Origin of the sequence: Paenibacillus sp. 1A_MP2, from assembly GCF_052244825.1 — a bacterium.
Classification (GTDB): Bacteria; Bacillota; Bacilli; order Paenibacillales; family Paenibacillaceae; genus Paenibacillus; species Paenibacillus vandeheii.
The window spans coordinates 5,767,394-5,782,951 of record NZ_JBQQCS010000001.1 but is presented as its reverse complement, the minus strand read 5'-3'; the positions used below and the strand labels follow the sequence as shown (position 1 = coordinate 5,782,951).

The 15,558-nt window shown below is 45.6% G+C and carries 22 protein-coding genes; 18 read left to right on the top strand and 4 right to left on the bottom strand.

Going from position 1 to position 15,558, the window contains the following annotated elements; translation table 11 throughout:
* Window positions 1–372 precede the first annotated feature (372 nt).
* The gene (locus ACTWJ7_RS28605) at window positions 373–2,331 is read right to left on the bottom strand and encodes an ABC-F family ATP-binding cassette domain-containing protein (RefSeq protein WP_024630752.1); all 1,959 of its coding nucleotides are present in this window, start codon (window positions 2,329–2,331) and stop codon (window positions 373–375) included.
* Window positions 2,332–2,607: 276 nt separating this feature from the next.
* Between ACTWJ7_RS28605 and ACTWJ7_RS28600 the strand changes: the two genes are divergently transcribed.
* From ACTWJ7_RS28600 to groL, 7 genes are all read left to right on the top strand, one after another.
* Window positions 2,608–3,246, top strand: a complete 639-nt coding sequence (locus ACTWJ7_RS28600; protein WP_301879645.1) for a 5-formyltetrahydrofolate cyclo-ligase — start codon at window positions 2,608–2,610, stop codon at window positions 3,244–3,246.
* A gap of 15 nt (window positions 3,247–3,261) precedes the next feature.
* Window positions 3,262–3,765 (top strand): cyclic pyranopterin monophosphate synthase MoaC, encoded by a 504-nt coding sequence (moaC, locus tag ACTWJ7_RS28595; protein ID WP_301879644.1) that lies wholly within the window; start codon window positions 3,262–3,264, stop codon window positions 3,763–3,765.
* 37 nt (window positions 3,766–3,802) lie between these two features.
* A complete protein-coding gene (locus ACTWJ7_RS28590; protein WP_024630749.1) occupies window positions 3,803–4,288 on the top strand; it encodes a MogA/MoaB family molybdenum cofactor biosynthesis protein in 486 nt (161 codons plus the stop codon).
* Between the two features lie 199 nt (window positions 4,289–4,487).
* Window positions 4,488–4,739: a twin-arginine translocase TatA/TatE family subunit gene (gene tatA, locus ACTWJ7_RS28585; protein ID WP_301879643.1), complete on the top strand. Its 252-nt coding sequence runs from the start codon at window positions 4,488–4,490 to the stop codon at window positions 4,737–4,739.
* A 79-nt stretch (window positions 4,740–4,818) separates the two neighbouring features.
* A complete protein-coding gene (gene tatC, locus ACTWJ7_RS28580; protein ID WP_079350907.1) occupies window positions 4,819–5,601 on the top strand; it encodes a twin-arginine translocase subunit TatC in 783 nt (260 codons plus the stop codon).
* 457 nt (window positions 5,602–6,058) lie between these two features.
* The gene (gene groES, locus ACTWJ7_RS28575; RefSeq protein WP_024630746.1) at window positions 6,059–6,340 is read left to right on the top strand and encodes a co-chaperone GroES; all 282 of its coding nucleotides are present in this window, start codon (window positions 6,059–6,061) and stop codon (window positions 6,338–6,340) included.
* A gap of 73 nt (window positions 6,341–6,413) precedes the next feature.
* Window positions 6,414–8,045 (top strand): chaperonin GroEL, encoded by a 1,632-nt coding sequence (groL, locus tag ACTWJ7_RS28570; RefSeq protein WP_301879642.1) that lies wholly within the window; start codon window positions 6,414–6,416, stop codon window positions 8,043–8,045.
* A gap of 98 nt (window positions 8,046–8,143) precedes the next feature.
* Here the strand turns inward: groL and ACTWJ7_RS28565 are convergent, their stop codons facing one another.
* From ACTWJ7_RS28565 to ACTWJ7_RS28555, 3 genes are read right to left on the bottom strand one after another with little or no spacing between them, the layout of a single operon-like run.
* Entirely contained in the window at window positions 8,144–8,464 is a 321-nt protein-coding gene (locus ACTWJ7_RS28565) for a tyrosine-type recombinase/integrase (RefSeq protein ID WP_443146435.1), read from the bottom strand.
* On the bottom strand, window positions 8,377–9,342 hold the full coding sequence (locus tag ACTWJ7_RS28560) for an Arm DNA-binding domain-containing protein (protein ID WP_443146107.1): 966 nt from the start codon (window positions 9,340–9,342) through the stop codon (window positions 8,377–8,379). The genes ACTWJ7_RS28565 and ACTWJ7_RS28560 overlap by 88 nt, the downstream gene beginning before the upstream one ends.
* Window positions 9,343–9,355: 13 nt before the next feature.
* Window positions 9,356–10,288, bottom strand: a complete 933-nt coding sequence (locus ACTWJ7_RS28555; protein ID WP_443146106.1) for a helix-turn-helix domain-containing protein — start codon at window positions 10,286–10,288, stop codon at window positions 9,356–9,358.
* Between the two features lie 184 nt (window positions 10,289–10,472).
* On the opposite strand from ACTWJ7_RS28555, the gene ACTWJ7_RS28550 reads away from it, so the two are divergent.
* The 11 genes from ACTWJ7_RS28550 (at window position 10,473) to ACTWJ7_RS28500 (ending at window position 15,552) form a co-directional block, all read left to right on the top strand.
* Window positions 10,473–10,748 carry a hypothetical protein gene (locus ACTWJ7_RS28550; protein ID WP_336759398.1) on the top strand — a complete coding sequence of 92 codons (276 nt, stop codon included), beginning with the start codon at window positions 10,473–10,475 and terminating at the stop codon, window positions 10,746–10,748.
* An 11-nt stretch (window positions 10,749–10,759) separates the two neighbouring features.
* Window positions 10,760–10,981, top strand: coding sequence for a helix-turn-helix domain-containing protein (locus tag ACTWJ7_RS28545; RefSeq protein ID WP_079350903.1), 222 nt, complete (start codon window positions 10,760–10,762; stop codon window positions 10,979–10,981).
* Window positions 10,978–11,232: a hypothetical protein gene (locus ACTWJ7_RS28540; RefSeq protein ID WP_443146105.1), complete on the top strand. Its 255-nt coding sequence runs from the start codon at window positions 10,978–10,980 to the stop codon at window positions 11,230–11,232. The genes ACTWJ7_RS28545 and ACTWJ7_RS28540 overlap by 4 nt, the downstream gene beginning before the upstream one ends.
* The gene (locus ACTWJ7_RS28535) at window positions 11,165–11,470 is read left to right on the top strand and encodes a hypothetical protein (protein ID WP_443146104.1); all 306 of its coding nucleotides are present in this window, start codon (window positions 11,165–11,167) and stop codon (window positions 11,468–11,470) included. Before ACTWJ7_RS28540 ends, ACTWJ7_RS28535 begins: the two co-directional genes overlap by 68 nt.
* A 15-nt stretch (window positions 11,471–11,485) precedes the next feature.
* Window positions 11,486–11,695, top strand: a complete 210-nt coding sequence (locus ACTWJ7_RS28530) for a hypothetical protein (protein WP_443146103.1) — start codon at window positions 11,486–11,488, stop codon at window positions 11,693–11,695.
* A 15-nt stretch (window positions 11,696–11,710) separates the two neighbouring features.
* Window positions 11,711–11,902, top strand: coding sequence for a hypothetical protein (locus tag ACTWJ7_RS28525; RefSeq protein WP_278297921.1), 192 nt, complete (start codon window positions 11,711–11,713; stop codon window positions 11,900–11,902).
* Window positions 11,903–11,945: 43 nt separating this feature from the next.
* Window positions 11,946–12,197 carry an AbrB/MazE/SpoVT family DNA-binding domain-containing protein gene (locus ACTWJ7_RS28520; RefSeq protein ID WP_301880982.1) on the top strand — a complete coding sequence of 84 codons (252 nt, stop codon included), beginning with the start codon at window positions 11,946–11,948 and terminating at the stop codon, window positions 12,195–12,197.
* A gap of 150 nt (window positions 12,198–12,347) precedes the next feature.
* Window positions 12,348–12,503: a DUF6877 family protein gene (locus ACTWJ7_RS28515; RefSeq protein ID WP_443146323.1), complete on the top strand. Its 156-nt coding sequence runs from the start codon at window positions 12,348–12,350 to the stop codon at window positions 12,501–12,503.
* Window positions 12,504–12,518: 15 nt separating this feature from the next.
* A complete protein-coding gene (locus tag ACTWJ7_RS28510) occupies window positions 12,519–13,826 on the top strand; it encodes an AAA family ATPase (protein WP_443146102.1) in 1,308 nt (435 codons plus the stop codon).
* On the top strand, window positions 13,826–14,926 hold the full coding sequence (locus tag ACTWJ7_RS28505) for an ATP-binding protein (RefSeq protein WP_443146101.1): 1,101 nt from the start codon (window positions 13,826–13,828) through the stop codon (window positions 14,924–14,926). The genes ACTWJ7_RS28510 and ACTWJ7_RS28505 overlap by 1 nt, the downstream gene beginning before the upstream one ends.
* Before the next feature lie 29 nt (window positions 14,927–14,955).
* A complete protein-coding gene (locus ACTWJ7_RS28500) occupies window positions 14,956–15,552 on the top strand; it encodes a hypothetical protein (protein WP_443146100.1) in 597 nt (198 codons plus the stop codon).
* The last annotated feature ends 6 nt before the right edge of the window (window positions 15,553–15,558 follow it).

Here is a 15,558-nt window from a genome sequence, read left to right as displayed (position 1 = left end):
AGTAATGTTTTCGAAAATAAAAAGCATTAGGGGATAGAATGTCTGCTATATATCCACAAAGTTGTGGATAATGTGTATAACTCGGTGGATAAATATGGTTTTTGTGCAAAATAAGCTATTCTACCGCCGTATAATTAAATAGATTCGATTGTTGGCTATCTTGCTTTTTTGTGGATAAATATGATGCTGCCGAGCGGAAAAAAATTTTTCGGATTTCGAGTGAATTTGACAAATATGAAAACACCCTTGTCAAATCTCTCCCATTATAATCAACAAAAAAGCTGACCCCATCTAGGAATCAGCTTTTACTGTAGTTGCTTGTTCGGTATAAGAGTGCAGTATGGATTAGATTGAAAAAGGTCATCTCCGCTGCTATTCCAGAGCTAATTCTTCCCACTCTTCGTAAGCCTTGGCAAGTTGAAGCTTGTGATCCTCCGCCGACTCTTGGAGTTCTTGCAGCTTCATATAATCCTGATATATTTCAGGCAGAGCCATCTGTGCCTCAAGCTCCGTAATCTCCGTTTCCAGCTTCGCAATCTGTTGTTCCAGAGCCTCCTGCTTGCGCTGGCGGTTACGTTCTTCCCGCTTGGCCTGTTTGTCGGCTTCGAATGAGGCGGCACCGGATTTCTCGGTTACGGATAGGCTCGGGTCAGACTTGGCCGAGTTCTTGGAAGAGGCAAGGCGTGCTTCAGCAGCTTCACGCGCGATGTCTTCAAGCTCCTGTTTCTTCTCCACATAATCATCATAGTTGCCGAGGTAATGCTCTGTCCCACCGGGGTGCAGTTCGACAATACGCTCAGCCATTTTATTGAGGAAATACCGGTCATGCGAGATGAACAATAATGTGCCCTCATAGTCCATCAGCGCCGCTTCAAGCACTTCTTTGGCGAAGAGATCGAGATGGTTCGTAGGCTCATCCAGAATGAGCATGTTGGCTTCCTTGAGCATGAGCTTGGAGAGAGAGACACGTGCCTTTTCTCCACCACTGAGGGATGAGATTTTTTTGAGCACATCATCTCCACTGAACAGGAAGTTGCCAAGCACCGTACGAATTCTCGCTTCCTCCATGCCGGGATAGGCACTCCACAGCTCTTCCAATACCGTATTGGAAGGGTTAAGTCCTGTCTGCTCCTGATCATAATAGCCAATCTGCACTTTGGTTCCCCATTGGATCTCACCGCTTACGGGGCGTAAACTTCCAGTGAGGCATTTCAGCATGGTGGATTTTCCGATTCCGTTCGGCCCTATCAATGCAACCGTCTCCCCGCGTCTTAGATCAAATGAGACATTGCGGAACAACGGAGAAGCCTCATCGTAGGCAACCGAAAGCTGATCCACACGGAGCACTTCCTTGCCGGACATAACAGCCGTTTCAAAAGAGAAGTGAGCTTTCTTCAGATCTCCCATTGGTTTGTCGAGCCGTTCCATCTTATCGAGTGCCTTGCGGCGGCTCTGCGCCCGTTTGGTCGTTGAAGCCCGCACGATATTCTTCTGAACAAACTCCTCCATCTTGGAGATTTCATCCTGCTGTTTCTCATATTGCTTCATCTGGCTTTCATATTCAGCAGCTTTAAGTTCCATATACCGACTGTAATTGCCTGTATATTTTTTGGAGCGGTGCCGCTCGATCTCCACGATGGTTGTGACAAGCCGATCAAGGAAATACCGGTCATGGGATACAACAAGCAGGGCACCTGAATAACCCCTCAGGTAATCTTCAAGCCACGTCAGAGTGGCGATGTCGAGATAGTTGGTAGGCTCGTCCAGCATGAGCAGGTCAGGGGCTTGAAGCAAAATTCGAGCAAGCGCAAGACGTGTCTTTTGCCCGCCGCTCAGCGTGGCAATCGGGGTGTTTGGCGAGAATTCACCGAATCCCATTCCGTGCAGAATACTGCGAATACGGGTTTCCATCTCATAACCGCCATGATCCTTGAACCAGTCAGAGCGTTTGGCATAACGCTCAAGCAGATCGGCATATTTCTTTTCATCTTCCATCTGAGCCGGGTCGGCAATATCCTGTTCCATTTGACGCAACTCCGCTTCTGCCTGGGTCAGATGGGCAAATACATTCATCATTTCTTCCCATATGGAGCGATCGGATTGCAGTCCACTGTTCTGCGCGAGATAACCAAGTGTCGTTTCCTTGGATTTGAATATTTGTCCGCCATCGTAAGACATTTCCCCAGCCACAATTTTAAGCAAAGTGGATTTCCCTGCGCCATTAACACCAACGAGGCCGATGCGCTCGCGTTCTAATATTTGTAAGTTCACGCCGTCCAGGATTGGATCGACACCAAAACGTTTGATAATTCCGGATACTTGCAGCAGCATAAAATTAAGTTCCTCCATGGTCCAGTTCTTGATTTGACAACTACATCCCAGTTTACATGAAATACAGAGCAAATGCACCGATTAGGAGTGCCTGGGGCGTGTAGTCTTTTTGGTCAATCAATGATAAACTGAAAGAAGGCATGTTAATACATGAGGATTTTGCAGAAAATGAATCATTTTAACGATTTCAACACGATGACAACTGTGCATAACATATAAATGGTTTTAATTGAGAGCTAGTTTACCTTCTCGATCAACAGGAGGTTATTCAAAGACATGCAGGATCATACGGAATTGAAAAGCCGCCTTCGTTCCAAACTGAGACAGAGCCGGGATCTGATGGATGAAACCATGCGTCAGCAGGTGATGAATGAGATTAATGTGGTGACGAAGCGGGAGCTGGAGCGTCTTAGACAGGACAAATGGAAGCTGGGGAGCAAGCCGCTTGTGATATTCAGCTATTTGTCTTATGGAGGCGAAGCATCCACAGCCTTTTTATTTGAAGAGGGCTGGAGGCATGGAGATGTGATGCTCGCACCAAAAGTGCAAGCGAATCCGGCTCGAATGGAATTGCGGCGTGTCGTGGGTGCACAGGATATTCAACCGGGAATATGGGGGATACCTGAACCCAGGGATTCCTGTGAAGTGATGCAACCTGATCGCTGGCCTGATATTGACCTTGTCATAGTACCAGGGCTGGGATATGACCTCCATGGAGGGCGCATTGGATACGGCGGCGGTTATTATGATCGTTTTGCCGAGACACTTGCAGCAAAGTGCACGATGACGGACAAAAGACCACGTATGGCTGCATTTGTATTGCCTGGCCAGCTGCAGAACGAAATTCCGATGGACCCGCTTGATCTGCGGCTTGATCTGTTGATAACAACCGAAGGTATATTACATATCGAATAAAGGGTTGTGATGTGATTGAATTCAGAAGCGAATAACGACCAGGCTTTCAGCAGTAAACTGACTCATTTTAATGAACAGGGACGAGCTCGAATGGTTGATATTTCGGGTAAGGAAAGTACCGTGCGTACAGCTGTGGCGGTATCCAAAGTGACGATGAATCCGGCTACGCTTGAAGCGATTCGGGAGGGCCGCATCGGCAAAGGTGACGTTCTGGCTGTGGCTCAGATTGCGGGTATCCAGGGCGCGAAGAAAACATCAGACTGGATTCCGATGTGCCATCCATTGGCATTGACGGGTGTGGATATCCGTTTTCATGACAACGGTGTCGATGAACTGCAGATTGAAGTTACGGTCAAAACCGAAGGGAAGACAGGTGTCGAGATGGAGGCGCTCACGGCGGCCTCGGCTGCGGCACTGACGATCTATGACATGTGTAAAGCCATGCAAAAAGATATGATGATTGGTCCAACCATGCTGAATTCCAAGAGTGGTGGCAAGAACGGCGATTTCAGCCGATAAAGGACATTTATTTTCATAAAGGAGAAGGGTGATCTTTATGGTGTGGAGAACAGCAATCCTGACAGCCAGCGACAAAGGGGCCCGCGGGGAACGTGAGGATACGAGTGCCCAAGTGATCCGGGAGCTTGTGGAAGAAGAACTGGGTGGGGAAATCGTGGAGTACCGCATCGTTCCGGATGAACCCGATGAGATTATTGCGGCTTTGATTGAGATGACAGATTATTTTCACGCTGATTTGGTATTGACCACAGGGGGTACGGAGCTTGCGATTCGTGATATTACTCCGGAAGCGACCCGGCGGGTTATCGAACGGGAAGTTCCAGGCATGGCTGAAGCCATGAGATACAGTGTCATGGGCAAGAATCGTTCTGCGATGCTGTTCCGTGGCGTATGCGGCATTCGCGGACGTACATTGATTGTCAACCTGCCAGGTACACCGAAGGGTGTGCATGAGCATTTGGCGGCCATTATGGACCAACTTCCGGAAGCTCTGTTAATGGTTACAGGTCAGTTCAAGCAATAAGTGAGAAATGGCCTTAGCAGCAGGTGTGAAATCAAGCAGGAAAAAAGATTGGGTATCGAGGTCTTTTTGTGAAAAATGTGGGTTATGTAAGTGGTTACATCTATGGTATGATTGACATAATTCTGATAGTAGACAAGACATCTTTTGAGAATGCATAAAGAGTGCGCGATCCAAAAGCTTGAAGCTAGGAGGGATAACAATGGGATTTGGGGGCATTGGAACCACAGGAGTCATTTTGCTGGTCATCGTTGCTTTGCTTTTGTTCGGTCCGAACAAGCTGCCGGAACTGGGACGCGCCGTTGGGCGTACTTTCCGTGAATTCAAGGAAGGGGCCCGCGACATCATCTCGGATGACAATTCATCCAAGCGCAAAGAGCAGGAAAAAGCGAACCCGGCAGTGTCAGAAGCTGTACAGGTAGACAAGCCGGAGGATAAACGCCTGCCGGAATAATTGTGACGGCAATGAATGAGAACTCCCTTCCCGCTGGAAGGGTTTTGTATTTTAAAGCTGACAACCATGGAGGGCAGGAATGACGCAGCAGAATGAAGAAATGACCCTTACGGAACATTTAAGTGAGCTGCGCAAGCGGCTAATCTATGTGTTAAGCCTTTTTGTGTTGGGTCTGGTAGCAGGATTTTTTGTAGCAGACCCGGTGTATCGCTACTTGACAAAGGCAGAGACGGCGCAAGGTTTTGTGCTCCATGCCTTCTCGTTCTGGGACGGGATCGGGATCTACATGAAGATTGCCGGTCTGTTCTCATTAATTATTACGCTGCCGTTTACCGTGTATCAGATTTGGAAGTTTGTTAGTCCAGGGCTGCGACCGATGGAGCGGAAAGCTACATTGCGTTATGTTCCTTATGTGCTTTTGTTGTTTCTGTTCGGTCTGGCGTTCTCCTATTATGTTGTGTTCCCGATGGCATTGGCCTTTACAACATCAATTACGGAGAAGATGGGGCTTGTGGAGACGTATGGAATGAAGCAGTACTTTAGCTTTTTGTTTGGCATTGTACTTCCGGTTTCCCTGTTGTTTGAGCTTCCATTAATCATTATGTTCCTGACAGGACTGCGAATATTGAATCCAATTCGACTTCGCAAAATGCGCAGGATGGCTTATTTTGTCCTGATCTTCATTGCGGTTGTGGTTACACCGCCTGACTTTATATCCGATTTTCTCGTGATGATTCCCTTGCTTCTGTTATATGAGATCAGTGTGTTTCTGTCTGGCTTTGTGTATCGCAAACAGCTTGCAGCTGATGCGGAGGCTGAATCCCGTTACATCCGTGCCGAGGATAAGCAGAGTGCAGTATAACAAGAGAGGAATTTCATCCGCTTGTTGAAACGGTAATGATCTTGTATGATGCCCGTCCTGGGATAAGCCGATCGTTTCTTACCCGGGATATGAAGGGCTGTAGAGCGATAGCTTTTACAGCTTTTAGTCAGACATACGGGACAAGTAGGCATATTATGTTCAACAATGGATACAATGGAAAAGGGCTGCCTGAAACGTTGCAGGAGGACCAATGGATTCTGTGGAATAAGTTATATGGTATTTATGACATTTGCTCAGGTAAATCGGGCGTTTTTTGGCTGGGGTGGTGTAAATACAACGTAAAATCTCGCAGGAATTCATGAAAAGGACTTGAAATCATGCTTCAAGTTGAAGTATCATAAAGTTGGTTGTTAGCACTGAACACTGTCGAGTGCTAATACATATGGCTACAACCTACAAAGCAACGTTATATAATTTCAAAAGGAGGCTATTTTTCATGATCAGACCTTTAGGTGAACGCGTATTGGTAGAACCACTGGAGCAAGAGCAAACTACTTCTTTCGGGATCGTACTGCCGGACTCCGCTAAAGAAAAACCGCAAGAGGGTAAAATTATTGCTGTTGGCGCCGGAGTATTGAAAGACGGAGTACGTGTAGCTCTGGAAGTGAAAGAAGGAGATCGCGTTATTTTCTCCAAATATGCCGGTACAGAAATCAAGTTCGAAGGTAAAGAATATTTGATTATGAAAGAAAGCGATATTCACGCGATTCTCGACTAATTCAAATTTAATCGGTTAACCGAACCATATAGCAACACCATTTTACACAATATTCTAGGGAGGTTTTCTTAACATGGCTAAAGACATTAAATTCAGTGAAGACGCTCGTCGTTCCATGCTTCGTGGTGTGGACGCATTGGCTAATGCAGTAAAAGTAACACTCGGTCCTAAAGGCCGTAACGTGGTTCTGGAGAAAAAATTCGGAAGCCCGCTGATCACGAATGACGGTGTAACGATTGCTAAAGAAATCGAACTGGAAGATGCATTCGAGAACATGGGTGCACAACTGGTTAAAGAAGTAGCAACCAAAACCAATGATGTTGCCGGTGACGGTACAACAACTGCAACTGTATTGGCTCAAGCGCTGATCACAGAAGGTTTGAAAAACGTAACTGCAGGCGCTAGCCCAATCGGTATCCGTAAAGGGATCGACAAAGCGGTTAAAGCGGCTGTAGCTGAACTGCAATCCATCTCCAAACCAATTGAAACCAAACAATCCATTGCACAAGTTGCAGCAATTTCTGCAGCTGATGATGAAGTAGGCGAACTGATCGCTGAAGCTATGGAAAAAGTGGGTAAAGACGGCGTTATCACGGTTGAAGAATCCAAAGGATTCGCTACAGAGTTGGAAGTGGTTGAAGGTATGCAATTCGACCGCGGTTACATCTCTCCATACATGATCACAGATACGGACAAAATGGAAGCCGTTTTGGACAACCCGTACATCCTGATCACAGACAAAAAAATCTCCAGCACTCAGGACATTCTGCCATTGCTTGAAAAAATCGTTCAACAAGGCAAACCGCTTGTATTGATCGCTGAAGATATCGAAGGCGAAGCACTGGCGATGCTGGTTGTGAACAAATTGCGTGGTACATTCAACGCTGTAGCTGTTAAAGCTCCTGGCTTTGGTGACCGTCGTAAAGCAATGCTGCAAGATATCGCTGCCCTCACTGGTGGCCAATTGATCACGGAAGAACTGGGTCTGGACCTGAAATCCGCTGTTGTGGAACAACTGGGTACAGCTCGCCAAATCCGTGTAACCAAAGAAAACACAATCATCGTTGACGGTGCTGGTAACAAATCCGATATCGATGCACGTGTAAGCCAAATCCGTACACAACTGGAAGAAACAACTTCCGAGTTCGACAAAGAGAAACTGCAAGAGCGTCTGGCTAAATTGTCCGGCGGCGTAGCAGTAATCAAAGTCGGTGCGGCTACTGAAACAGAATTGAAAGAACGCAAACTTCGCATCGAAGATGCCCTGAACGCAACTCGCGCTGCGGTTGAAGAAGGTATCGTATCCGGTGGTGGTACAGCGCTTATGAACGTATACAACGCGGTTGCAGGAGTAGCCCTGTCCGGTGACGAGCAAACAGGCGTAAACATCGTCCTGCGTGCTTTGGAAGCACCAATCCGTACAATCGCAGCTAACGCTGGCGAAGAAGGTTCCGTAATCGTGGAACGTCTGAAAAAAGAACAAACTGGCGTAGGCTTCAACGCTGCGACTGGCGAGTGGGTTAACATGATCGAAGCAGGTATCGTTGACCCTGCGAAAGTAACACGTTATGCATTGCAAAACGCTGCTTCCGTAGCAGCAATGTTCCTGACTACTGAAGCAGTTATCGCTGACAAACCAGAACCTGCAGGCGCTGCTGGCGTTCCTGACATGGGCGGTATGGGTGGAATGGGCGGCATGATGTAATAAAAGTCAAAAACCCCTGTTGCACCAGGGGTTTAGACACCAAAATTATTATCTTGTTAACGATTTGTTAACAATCATCCGTTTTTTAGAGGCCTTCATTAGTTCACTGAACTTTTGAGCGGCCTCTTTTCTTTTGGCTTAGTTATGTGAAGGTATATCCTTCTTGTTATTTCATCATTCGAATGCCCTAAACGTTGCATAATTTGTTCTAACGAAGCACCCGCTTCTGCCAAAAGAGAAACGTGTGTGTGACGAAGCGAGTGAGGAGATAAATCTGGATTGAGTTTAGCCAATTTTAAGAGTCTCTTCATTCTGTTGTTCACAATCTTTATCACCAAAGGGTATCCAGCGTATTCGCCGGTACGGGCAAAAACAAAACCTTCATCATGATATTTATTTTGCTTTCTCTTTTTTCGAATCCATGCTGTATCAGCAGGTCTTTTAAGTTAAGCATGACTTCGGGATCAACATCGATCTCCCGTATTGATGCTTTTGTTTTTGGTGTGTGTACTGAATACAGATTATATCTATTTGTTGGATTATAAACAGTTTTGGTTATTCTAATTTTATCCTCTTCAAAATTCAGATCATTCTCTTTTAGTGAGCATAATTCTCCGACTCTCAATCCTGTATATGCCAGAGTGTTGAATATCTCGTAATCAAATTCAAGTCCGTGATTCTTAGCTGTTTCAAGGAAACGTGAAAGTTCGTCTTTTTCTAAATATTTCGGCAACTCATTGTTTTCTTCCAGGTCTTTTACGGTCTTAGTTTCCTTGGGTATAAAAGCGCCTTTAGCTGGATTATTTTTAATAGCGCCTATTTTAACTCCATATTCAAATATCATTACTCCAGTTGCATGAGTTCCGGAAACTGAGTTATCGGCTAAACCTTTAATTATTGTTTTTCCATTATCATCCATTTGCCCTTTTTTTAGAGTGATCAACGCTTGTTGATATTGATCATGGCTTATTTCTGAAACTATTATTTTTTTAAAGAATTGTAAGAATCTTTTTCGCTCTGAATCCCTAATCCTAATAGTTCCTAATTTCTTTGGATTCCCTAGTTTTCCATATGATTCAAACCATAAGTCTGATAATTCTTCAAATGTCATCTTTTTTTCTTCTAAATACGTACCAGAGTTCATTTCAGATAGTATTGTTGCAGCAAATGCTTGTGCTTCTTTTTTTGTCTTAAATCCACCCTTACTCTTTTGTTTCCTTTTCCCAGTGATCGGATCGGTTCCGACATCCAGCATGTAACTCCATGTATTTCCTCTCTTATAAAAACTGCCTTTCAATTAGAACACTCCTTTAAATTTCCGGTTTATAGTGCCCAGCGTAAACTCCGCAAATTGTTACTTCATTTGGCATCACCTCCACAGACTGATAAGAGTTATTTTCTGGACTGAGAGTTATTTTTGGTGACCCTTCAGACCATTTTATTCGCTTGAGACTTCCTTCTTCTCCGTTAAAAAGAGCTGCCACGATCTGACCATTGAATTCAGCCCAACTTCCTTTTCGGAGGAAAACAATATCTCCGTCATCAATACCCGCGCCTATCATAGAATCACCTTTTACTCTAAGTGCGTAATCGGGTTGCTGAGACCTTACAAAAGGATAATTTATGTACTCCTCAATAGATTCGATTGGTAGCATTCCATTCCCCGCACATATCGTTCCCACAAGCGGGATAGGCTTCATGTTCTTAATCATAGAAAAGTAGTGGGCAAGTTTTGGAGAAAATTTATTAACTAAGACGTTTAACGTTTCAACTATTTCGCGTTTTTGATCAACATCAAAATCGTTTCGAAGAAAAGCAGATTTGATTTCATCTATGTCGGCGTTTTCATAGAGTTCAACTAATTCTTTACTAACAAATAATTCGACTATTTTATTTTGGATATTATTATCAACTTGTTTATATAGAAAAGCAGTATTGATTAAATCAAATATTTTGTTATCTAACTCTTCGTTTTCATTCATTAGATCTTTCATAAACATTTCATGTTCAGCACTAAGACCATCTAAGTAACCGGCCACTTTCATCAATTCACCATATGTAATGTTATTTAAGTGTTTAGATATTTTCATCAATGTTTCCGGAGATGGATCTTGAGTATTTTTTTCTATTCTGCTAAGTGTCGCAGGGGAGACACCGGACACAATAGATAAGTCTTTCATGGTTTTAAATCCGTTTTGAATACGTGCCTCTTTTATAAAATCACCTATTTTAATTTCGCTCATCGACTCTCAAAAATCTCCCTTCATCTAATGCTTGAATTCATGATATCACAATTATTGCGCGTACGCAATTAATTTATGAAATGTTATTGCGCGGTCGAAATTCATGTAATATAATCAAGTTGCGAGGACGAAATCGACATAAAACAACAATTGCGTATCCGCAACAAAGAGAGGGGGTGGGCAGATGAAAAAATTCGTTGTTCGCTTGAGAGTTAAGGAGTTGATGAAAGCTCAGATTGACAAGGATATCACTTCTGATCGTGAGCTGGCCGAACTTCTTAATGTTAATCCTACCCAAGTATGGCGCACGAAATTACCTGTCGATGATAAAAGGAACAATGCTCCTGGGAATCAATTTATCGCAGGAGTAATGGAAGTATTCGGAGGAAGGTTCGACGATTACTTTTACATCGAAGAAGTGGATGTTCCGAAGAAAAGCAAAGAAAAGGTTGTTGTATGAGGAGGTAGAGCATGACTGAGAAGAACATCTACAAGTGGGAAGACATGCCTGACGTTATGACTGCTCAGGACATCGCAAATGTATTGGGAATTTCACGAAAGACAGTATACGAGTTGTTCACACTCAAGACAGAGCATGGTGGTATCCCTAACTATCCCATCGGGGTCTCAAAACGGGCTGACAAAGTGGATGTGATCGCATGGAAAAACAAGTTAAAGGAGAGATCTACTTGAACAAAACACCAAGCCTGGCACCGCCAGAAGTAATGGATTTCTGCGCTAATCCGGAATGTGCATCTGAAATCGTAGATGGCCAGATCGCGGTACGACATGGCAAGGATCTGTATTGCAAGTTGAGTTGCATGGCCAAGTCCATCGGTGCTGTAACGATGACAGCTGGAGAGGAGGGTCGCATCGATGAAGATTCCCGAACACTTGAAAAGGGACAAGTATTGGCGAAGCCTGCTTTACTTGTTCGTAAATAACTACACTCTGCAGTTTTATCTGAACGAAAATTATTTCGATTTGGAAGGTGGAGTGATCAAGGTTACAGCCTTGAAGAAGGTATCCAAGCCCTGGAGTCAGTCAGAGAAGTTTATGCTTCACCTGGCATTACACCTGTTCAGTCAGAGCATGGCGAAAGTGAATCTGTCCGATATGGAGTACCTGGACAGCAAGAATAAAGCACTGGTCCATGAAGCCTTAAAAATACGGTTTGGTTGAGGAGGATCAGGATTTATGAGTCGGCCGAAGAGGAATGAATACGCGGTCTATAGAGGTGAAGAGTTGCTTGCTATGGGTAACGTTGATGAATGCTCTGAGACGTTAGGTGTTTCTACCAGTTACATTTACTGGTTGATTTCACCAACAGCGAAGAAACGGCTTGAGAAACGAAAAAATCTAGACCAGTGCATTGTTGGCGTAAGGCTAGATGACGAAGACGAATGAGAGGAGGTGAAAATCTTGCCCTTGATGACAGAACAGCATTACAAAGCAGCATGTGCATTTTACTTGGCTCTTGCAAGTCAGATGCGTCGCAGTGGCCATGTCAAAGTCGCTACTCATGCAGACAAGCAGTACCGCACGTATCGTAATCGTCTGCACGCAAAAATGCAGCTGGAAGGCTCCTACCCCTTGTCAGCTGCACTTAATTAAAACACTCTACCGTCAGTTTACCACTGACAGAAAGGATTATGCAATGTTAAAAGCCACTGGTATTGTCCGCCGCATCGATGACCTGGGCCGTGTCGTTATTCCGAAAGAGCTTCGCCGGGTTCACGGTATCGAGGAAGGAGATCCGCTGGAATTCTTCGTGGATGGTGACAAGATCATCCTTCGCAGGTATCAACCAGGCTGCTTCTTCTGCGGAAATGATGAAAGTCTGAACTTATTCCATGGTAAGCAGATCTGTACACCTTGCATTAAGCAGGCAGCTGAGAATGTTCACTGACCTCTATAAATCAGATATCCCTTGGGATATTGTCACAGACGATAGCGGTAAGGTGATCGGTGAGGTGTACAAGCCTTTGCCGGTTCCGCCGCCAAGGAGGCGACAAGCTAAATGGGAAAGCAAGAACCCGTCCCAACAGAAATAAATCCAATGCAAGAAATAACCCTGATTTCTCACCGGCTACCTACCATTGTTCTTAATGACATCAATCGACGTATCGGTGACTGGCTAGCTTCTGGTGGCAATGAAACGGACCCTTATATTGAACAACAACTGCGATTTGCACGCAGATTCTTATCTGAATAAAGAAAGGTGACCGCCATGATCAAAATTAATAAGCTCGAAATCGAAAATGTAAAGCGCGTCAAAGCAGTAAAAATGGAGCCATCCAGTGCAGGGCTTACGCTCGTCGGTGGTCGGAATAACCAGGGCAAGACAAGCGTTCTGGATGCCATTGCATGGGCTCTTGGTGGAAATAAATATCGTCCTTCCCAAGCTAACCGTGAGGGATCGATGGTGGCACCTTATCTTCAACTCACCTTATCCAACGGACTGGTAGTCGAGCGGAAGGGTAAGAACTCTGACCTGAAGGTAATCGATCCGGATGGACAGAAAGGCGGTCAGCAACTTCTGGATAGCTTTGTGGAAGAGTTGGCCATTGATCTTCCCAAGTTCATGAATGCTACGAGTAAGGAGAAAGCCAACATTCTACTCCGGATCATCGGTGTGGGTGAACAGCTTCAGGCTTTCGAGAAGCAGGAACAGGAGGTTTACAGTCGTCGCCATACCATTGGCCAGATTGCAGACCAGAAAGCCAAATTTGCCAAAGAGCAGCCTTACTTCACTGATGCACCGAAGGAACCTGTCTCTGCTTCAGAGCTAATTAGTCAGCAACAGGAGATCCTGGCACGCAATGGACAGAATCAACTCAAGCGACAACGTGTGACGCAGATCCAGGCGGAGTTTGAGCAGCAAGGCCGCGAAGTCGTTCGACTGACAGCAATCCTGAATGCTGCTCAGGAGAAGTACACACAGCTGCAGGCGGATCTGGGTATCGCTCAGAAAGACGCATTGGATCTGCATGACCAATCAACCACTGAGCTGGAACAGAATATCACTCAGATTGACGAGATTAACCGAAAAGTCCGAGCTAACCTCGACAAGGACAAGGCCGAGACAGACGCCAGCGATTACAGGGTTCAATATGAACAGTTGACCGCTCAGATCAACGAGATCCGAGATCAAAAGGCAGAACTGCTGAACAATGCGAATCTTCCGCTAGAAGGATTGTCAGTGGATGATGGTGAGCTGATCTACAACGGACAGCGCTGGGATAACATGAGTGGATCTGATCAGCTGAAGGTGTCCACGGCCATTGTTCGTAAGCTGAAACCAGACTGTGGTTTCATTCTCCTGGACAAGCTCGAGCAAATGGATCTGCAGACGCTGAATGAGTTTGGTGCTTGGCTTGAGCAAGAGGGCCTGCAGGCCATTGCAACTCGTGTCAGCACCGGGGACGAATGTAGCATTATTATCGAAGACGGCTATGTAGCTGGACAGGAGCAAGCGATCGCAACTGACGCCCCGCCTGCAGCTGAAACAAAAACTTGGAAAGCAGGTGAGTTCTGATGCAAGTCATCAGTGGAAAAGTGCAGAAAGCAAAGAAGGTCGTGATCTATGGCCCCGAGGGAATCGGTAAATCATCCCTTGCTGGACGATTCCCACGTCCCGTATTCATTGATACCGAAGGTTCCACCACAGAAATGGATGTCGATCGGGTACCAAAGCCGACGAGCTGGACGATGCTGAACGAGCAAGTGAGGTGGGTATGGCAACAGGGGAACCGCTTCGGTACTTTGGTCATTGATACAGTCGATTGGGCAGAGATGCTTGCTGTAAGCAGTGTATGCGCGATTCACAACAAAAGCGGTGTTGAGGACTTCGGTTATGGCAAAGGATATGTATTCGTTGCCGAAGAAATTGGACGTTTCCTGAATCTCCTTCAGGATGTAGTCGATTCCGGAATCCATGTGGTGCTAACCGCTCATGCTCAGATCATCAAGTTTGAACAGCCTGATGAAATGGGAGCCTATGACCGGTATCAGCTCAAACTGGGTGCCAAGACGGGAAGCCGTACAGCTCCGCTCGTCAAGGAATGGGCTGACATGGTTTTGTTCATCAACTACAAGACATTCAGCGTGGCTACCGATGAGAAAGGCAAGAAGCATAAGGCGCAAGGTGGTAGCCGAACCATGTACACAACTCACCATCCTGCATGGGATGCGAAGAACCGGCATGGACTCCCTGACGAGCTGCCGTTGGATTATAGCCATATTGCACACATCTTTGATGGCGTGGTACAACCTAGCACCTCTCAAGCGCCTGTCACTCCACCGCCAGTGAACACACCACCTGCAGCACCGCCGGCACAACCTGTTACACCGCCACCTTCATCTGTGCAGACGCCAGCACCATCTGCTCCCGCACAGGTTGCAGATACAAGTCAGGGACTGAATCCGAACATCCCTGCATCGCTCCGTGATCTGATGGTTCAGTACCAAGTGACCGAAAATGATATTCAGATTGTGGTGAGCAATAAGGGGTACTACCCAATTGATACACCAATTGCTAACTATGACCCTGGATTCGTGGATGGTGTCCTGGTCGGAGCTTGGCAACAAGTGTACGGCATGGTTCAAGATATGAACAAACAAATTCCGTTTTCATAAATTTTAATACACATTAGGAGGACTCATACATGACACAAATGGAAAGAGAATTTGGTTGGGATGACGAGATTGTCAATGAAGGAGGGACAGGCTTCACTATTCTCCCACCTGGAGACTACAACTTCACGGTAGCAAAATTTGAACGTGGACGTTTCGCCGGGAGTGAAAAAATGCCTGCTTGCAATCAGGCGAAAATGGAGATTATCGTTCATTCTCCAGAACACGGGGATGTGACTTTAAGCCACAACTTGTTGTTGCACAGTAAGACAGAGGGCTTCCTTTCCAACTTCTTCGCAGGGGTTGGATTAAAGAGAAAAGGTGAACCCCTGAAAATGAACTGGCCAGCTACGTTGGGACGTAAGGGTCGTCTGAAACTTGAGATCCGGAATTATACCTATAAAGGTGAACCGCGTTCGGCCAATGAGATTAAGACGTTCTATGCTCAAGATGAGATTCAGCAACCAGGCACTCAGCCAACGGGCCAACAGTCCTATCAACCTCAACCTCAACAACAACAGACGCAATATAATCAGCCACAGACACAGTACAATCCACCAGCTCAACAACAGAGCGCACCATTTCCTGGTCAACAACAAACAGGTAACTGGAATCCAGGTCAATTCTAGGAGGTA